Source organism: Falsihalocynthiibacter sp. S25ZX9 (assembly GCF_041205405.1).
Taxonomy (GTDB): Bacteria; Pseudomonadota; Alphaproteobacteria; order Rhodobacterales; family Rhodobacteraceae; genus Falsihalocynthiibacter; species Falsihalocynthiibacter arcticus.
The window spans coordinates 1-310 of record NZ_JBGFCD010000205.1; the positions used below are offsets into that span (position 1 = coordinate 1).

The following is a 310-nucleotide window of genomic DNA, read 5'->3' on the forward strand; positions in this document are numbered from 1 at the left end:
CGACGCGGATATTGCGAAAAAAATCAATTCTGCAATCTTCCCCGGCATTCAAGGCGGCCCCTTGATGCATGTGATTGCAGGCAAGGCCGTCGCCTTTGGCGAAGCGCTGCGCCCAGAGTTCAAAGCCTACCAAAAGCGCGTGCGTGCGAACGCGGTTGCCCTTGCAGACCAGCTTATGAAAGGCGGCTTGGACATCGTAACAGGCGGCACAGACACACATGTTATGCTGGTTGATTTGCGCCCCAAAAATGTCAAAGGCAATGCCACAGAGAAAGCGCTGCAACGCGCAAACATCACAACGAACAAGAAC

General features: G+C 53.9%; 1 pseudogene. It reads left to right on the forward strand.

What is annotated here, in order from left to right:
- Positions 1–310: pseudogene (gene glyA / locus AB9F29_RS21925) on the forward strand (serine hydroxymethyltransferase); the annotation flags it as partial.